This window comes from Robiginitalea sp., from assembly GCF_049588695.1.
In the GTDB taxonomy this organism is placed as follows: Bacteria; Bacteroidota; Bacteroidia; order Flavobacteriales; family Flavobacteriaceae; genus Robiginitalea.
Map to the genome: position 1 here is coordinate 1 of NZ_JBAVZJ010000158.1, position 5,003 is coordinate 5,003.

Annotated in this window: 4 protein-coding genes, 1 tRNA gene and 1 pseudogene; 3 read left to right on the plus strand and 3 right to left on the minus strand. The window is 43.6% G+C overall.

What is annotated here, in order from left to right; all coding sequences use genetic code 11:
- The 3 genes from WBV75_RS03725 to WBV75_RS03735 all read right to left on the minus strand — a co-directional run.
- Positions 1 to 889: serine hydrolase domain-containing protein (locus WBV75_RS03725; protein ID WP_424119313.1), on the minus strand; the 889-nt coding region annotated here is incomplete at its 3' end.
- Between the two features lie 195 nt (positions 890 to 1,084).
- Positions 1,085 to 2,155, minus strand: a complete 1,071-nt coding sequence (locus WBV75_RS03730) for a DUF6090 family protein (RefSeq protein ID WP_424119314.1) — start codon at positions 2,153 to 2,155, stop codon at positions 1,085 to 1,087.
- 375 nt (positions 2,156 to 2,530) lie between these two features.
- Positions 2,531 to 2,603, minus strand: a tRNA-Phe gene (locus WBV75_RS03735).
- Positions 2,604 to 2,765: 162 nt separating this feature from the next.
- On the opposite strand from WBV75_RS03735, the gene WBV75_RS03740 reads away from it, so the two are divergent.
- The 3 genes and pseudogenes from WBV75_RS03740 to WBV75_RS03750 all read left to right on the plus strand — a co-directional run.
- Complete coding sequence (locus WBV75_RS03740) at positions 2,766 to 3,494, plus strand: type III pantothenate kinase (RefSeq protein WP_424119315.1); 729 nt, start codon at positions 2,766 to 2,768, stop codon at positions 3,492 to 3,494.
- Positions 3,495 to 4,760: a hypothetical protein gene (locus WBV75_RS03745; RefSeq protein WP_424119316.1), complete on the plus strand. Its 1,266-nt coding sequence runs from the start codon at positions 3,495 to 3,497 to the stop codon at positions 4,758 to 4,760.
- Positions 4,761 to 4,801: 41 nt separating this feature from the next.
- Positions 4,802 to 5,003 (plus strand): annotated as a pseudogene (locus tag WBV75_RS03750) (hypothetical protein); the annotation flags it as partial.

The window sequence follows — 5,003 nt, forward strand, 5'->3', positions numbered from 1 at the left end:
GCTCCATCATGTCTTGAAGATTAGCCACCGATAAAACTTGTTGGTACTCGTTATTATTCGGTTTTTTATACAGGCCGGCCAGTGCAAATTTTGTGAAGTCTTTTATAGTGGTATGCAACCCTGCTGCAGCCTGAGCTGTAAATAATTCAAAGTCGATCACTTCTCCAAACTCATTGTACTCAAGGGCAGATGCTTCCAATATTTTGTCGTCAATGGTGAAACTACTATGGGTCATCCCCAAAGGATTCAGAATATTTGCCTGCATATAATCTTCAAACTTTTCCCCGGTAACTTCTTCAATAATCAACTGAAGAACAGTAAACCCACCTCCTGAATATTTCCACTTGGTCCCGGGTTCCATAATAATTTCGACACGTCCCGGACCATTGTTTTTACCATTTAAAGATTCTTCAATAGAAGGTAATTCGTCTTTTGGCGACCAACCCGGGTAACCGTGCAATGACAGTCCTGCGGTATGACTTAAAAGTCTCCTGAGGGTGACCTTATCTGCGTCAAATTCTGAATCCGGGAAATGCCATCGGGTAAGATAATTTTCTGCCGGGGCATCAAGGTCTATTTTGCCCTCCTGAACCAGTTTCATCACACCCCATGCGGCAAAAGTTTTGGAAATAGATCCAATATTAAAACCCGTAGTTGGAGTTACCAGGGTTCCTTTATCAATATTTGAGTACCCATAGCCTTTTTGCAATATAATTTCACCGTTTTCAATAAGGGCAATAGCCGCACCGGGAACCAGGAAATCATGAAGCAATTCTGGGATTCTCTGGTCTAATTCGTACGTAAATTGTTCTATTTCTTTCGATTCATTTTGAGCTGCAAGTGAAAAAGAGAATAGCAGTGTTAAAAGGAGAGTCAGTTGGTTTTTCATTCTTAGTGTTTCAGTTAAGACGACCGGGGACCCTTGCTGTTACAATAGCATATGTTTTTTGGTGTCACCCCCTTTTTTGAATGAAAGAAGGGACTGCTATAAGGCTACTATAGTTGGAAGATAAAAATGGGCTGTTAGGAGATAAAATTCCTATTCTAGCCCTTGATTGGAGGAGGGGCTTAAGCGATTAGGAGGCTAGTCCTTCGGGTTTACTTTTTCATAGCGATCCCATTGACCGTGTGATCTTCCAGTGAAAATTACTTTTGATTCATTTTCACCGTTAAACTCAAAGATAGCTGGTACTTGGAAATTAAAAAAAATATTGTTTTTGTGCCAGTATAGCGGGATATTAAAATCCTCCTGAACATTAATACCCTCATAACTGTAGTGCCATTTAAGCTGATTATCTTCAATTAAAAACTCTTCTTGGTTTTCAACCCCAAGTTCTGAAGATTCCCTGCTGAAAATCTGAAATTTTCCTGCGAAATGAGACAGCGTTTCAGGCTCTGGATAAGTGTAACTTACATGTTTCGGTAGTGATGCATTATCGGACTTTAATACGGCAATTTCCTTGTACGTTTCAATAGCTGTTATTTTGAATTGAACTATATGTGTGATGAATCCCCATAGAATGTTTGAATAATGCACAGCTTCATTTTTGTATGAATCACTTTCAAAATATGTAATCATATCATCATTTAGCCGCCAATCCCAGAAATCGACGGACCATACCTTACTTTTTAAATTATCAATATTATCGTGGGTATTTGCCTCCAATCTTTTGTTCATAGATTCCAAATCATACCTATTGGCCACATAGATAAAATTTAGCATGTCCATCAAATTCTTGTGCTTTTTTGGAATATTATCAATGTTTTGAACCAATCCGTCATAGCCTTTGGATTGTAGTCTAAAATTTTCGGATTCGTAGATCAGTATTAAACTTTGACGGTTTTCAATGTACTTTTCAATACCGTATGAGACTTTGTCAAGTCTAATATTTCTTAAAATTGAGTCTTTGGCTATATAGTCATCAATAAAATCATTCGCCTTTAGTATATCATCGCTCAGGTCATTTTGAATTTCAGTAAGGAAGTCATTCAATCGCTGCCTCTCTTTCTTTTCCTCATTCCAATTATCAATCTGCAACGCAATCAAAATCCCAATCACCACCAGCAGAATTTCCCCGATGGCATATAGCAGGTATTTGCTGATCTTATTATCAGTTAAAAGTCGTTGACGTATTTGACGGAAGAAGCGGAGCATGGGTTGGTTGGTTGCCTTCTGAAAGTACGAAAAAGAAGTTGACGGTTATACTCCAGTGGTAAAACTCTAGGTGTTCCTTTGGTCTCGCACCTGAAAATGCCAAAACCCTGTGTTTGGGAAATAGAAAACTGTGCTTCAATTTTCATTGAAATGCTGCCTACTGCCACTGGGAACTGCTGACCTAGGCGCAGCCCCCAGGAGATACCTCGCTACGCTCGGTGTTCCTTTGGTCCCGCACCTGAAAATGCCAAAACCCGGCCTCCGCCTTTAGCGGAGGCGGTTTTTTGTTCCCCGTCCGCTTACGAAAGTGAACTTTCGACGCGTCCTGGAAACAAAAAACCCGCTCCATTTCGGAGCGGGTTTTGGCGCTTTAAGTGGTACCTCCAGGAATCGAACCAGGGACACACGGATTTTCAGTCCGTTGCTCTACCAACTGAGCTAAGGTACCTTGACGCTTTAAGGGAGTCTTTCTTCGCGAATTCTTCCCTTGTTCCCTTCACGCCCGGAAGCGCTTTTGAAGGGGTGGCAAATATAAATTCAAATTTAGCATTAACCAACAAAATCTGTAAAAAAGCGGGAGGATGTTCTCTCAAATTGCAATCTTTGTAATATGAATCTCGTCGTAGACGCCGGAAATACTCAAATAAAGTTTGCCGTTTTCAGGAGGAAAACGCTGTTGCATACCCAAACCGGGCCTCAGGAAGGCTTTGCGGATTGTGTTAAACAGGTTTTTGAAAAATTCCCCGGGATTAGCGCTGCCCTTATTTCGGCCGTAAGCCACCTTGAATCCCAGTCGGTGGAGATTTTATCGGTATTTTGTAAAGTATATGTGTTATCCCCTCAGTACAGGATTCCTTTTAAGAACTCCTATGCTACCCCAGCCACCCTTGGTCCTGACCGAATGGCCCTGGCTACGGCTGCCTTTTACCACAACCCCAAGGGCAACACCCTGGTGATTGATGCCGGAACGTGTATTACCTATGACATGGTCAACGACCATGGGGAATACCTGGGGGGTGCTATTTCACCAGGCCTTTACATGCGCTATACCGCTCTGCACGAGTATACGGACAAGCTCCCGCTCCTAACGCCTGAGACTATACTGGATTTTATCGGAAATGCCACCGAAACCAGTATGCACAGTGGTGTAGTAAACGGGATCACCCTTGAAATTGACGGGGTTATCGAGCAGTATTCCAAAAGGTTCCACCATTTAACAGTTATTTTAACAGGAGGGGACGCTCAATTTTTGTCTAAGCGGTTAAAAAATACCATATTTGCCCATTCTAATTTTCTCCTGGAGGGCTTAAACCAGCTGCTGGAATACAACAAGAGCTAGATGGTAAAAAAACTTGTTCTCGCATTACTGTGTTTTGCGACTTATGCGGTGTCGGCCCAAAATGCCACCGTTTCCCCCTACTCCCTGTTTGGCGTTGGTGAACTGCGTTCTGTAAGGACCGTGGAGAACCAGTCCATGGGCGGGCTGGGAATGTACACAGACAGTATACACATTCACCTGAACAACCCGGCTTCCCTTGGTAAACTGGCGCTGACTTCGTATTCGGCGGCCGTCTCCCATAAAGAGATCCGCCTGGAGACCTTTGACGAACAACAGAACAGTTCGGTCTCGACCCTGGAATACATCGCCGTGGCCCTGCCAGTCCGCTTTCAGCAAATGGGTGTTTCCTTTGGGCTCAAGCCCTACAGTGAAATGGGGTATAGCCTGATCAATGAAACGGTAAATGACGATGGGGCAGAAGTTTCCACCCAATACAATGGCGAAGGAGGCCTGAATCAGGTATTTTTTACCGCCGGTATTCGCGTTCGGCGCAACCTGCACATCGGTGCCTCGGTGAATTATTTTTTCGGGAATCTGGAGAAGAGCCGTTTTCAGGTGGTGGAGGACGTCATCTTTGGGACGGTTGACCAGAGGCGGTCTAATGTCAGTGGTTTTGACTTTAACTACGGGCTTACCTATACGCCGAGGTTGGGCAAACACTCACTTTTCACCTCAGTACGGGTCAATACACAGGCCAACCTTACTTCGGATAACGAACAACAAATCGGGACCCTGCAGCCCGAGACCGGACAGAACATTGAAATCTTTGATGTAAACCTCGACGAGGACAACCTCAGGCATACCTTTATTAAAATACCTACGACCACCACCCTGGGCCTCGGATACGGAGAGGACAAGCACTGGTTTGTGGGTGCCGAATACAGCTTTCAAAAATACAGTGAGTTTGTCAACACCTTTTTGCAGGAGAACAATACAGAGTATGAGGATGCCAGCAGCTACGCCTTTGGGGGCTACTGGGTGCCAGATTACACCTCAATCGACTCTTTTTTCGACCGGGTGACATACCGGGCCGGCGTACGTCTGGATAATACGGGTTTAATCGTAAATGACAAGTCTATTGAAAACTTTGGCATAACCTTTGGAATGGGTATACCGGTAGGTTCCGATTTTTCCAATTTAAATCTCGGCTTTGAAGTGGGAAGGAGGGGCACCACAATGAACCAGCTTGTGCGGGAAAGTTATTTTAAATTCAGTATAGGTCTGGCTTTTAACGCCAGATGGTTCATGAAGAGACAGATTAATTAATGAAAAATTACTATTTTACGCACCCCTTAATAAATGACAAGATGAAAAAGAATATTTTCCTCACGATGGTTGCGGTTTTAGGATTTACTACAGTTGGTTTTAGCCAGGCCCAGAATCCGGAATGCATGACCAATCTTTCCATTTATGCAGAGCATGCCAAAGTAAAGAATTACGAGGCTGCCTATACGCCCTGGAAAATGGTTTACGAGAATTGCCCTGGCATTAACAAGGCTAATTTCTCCC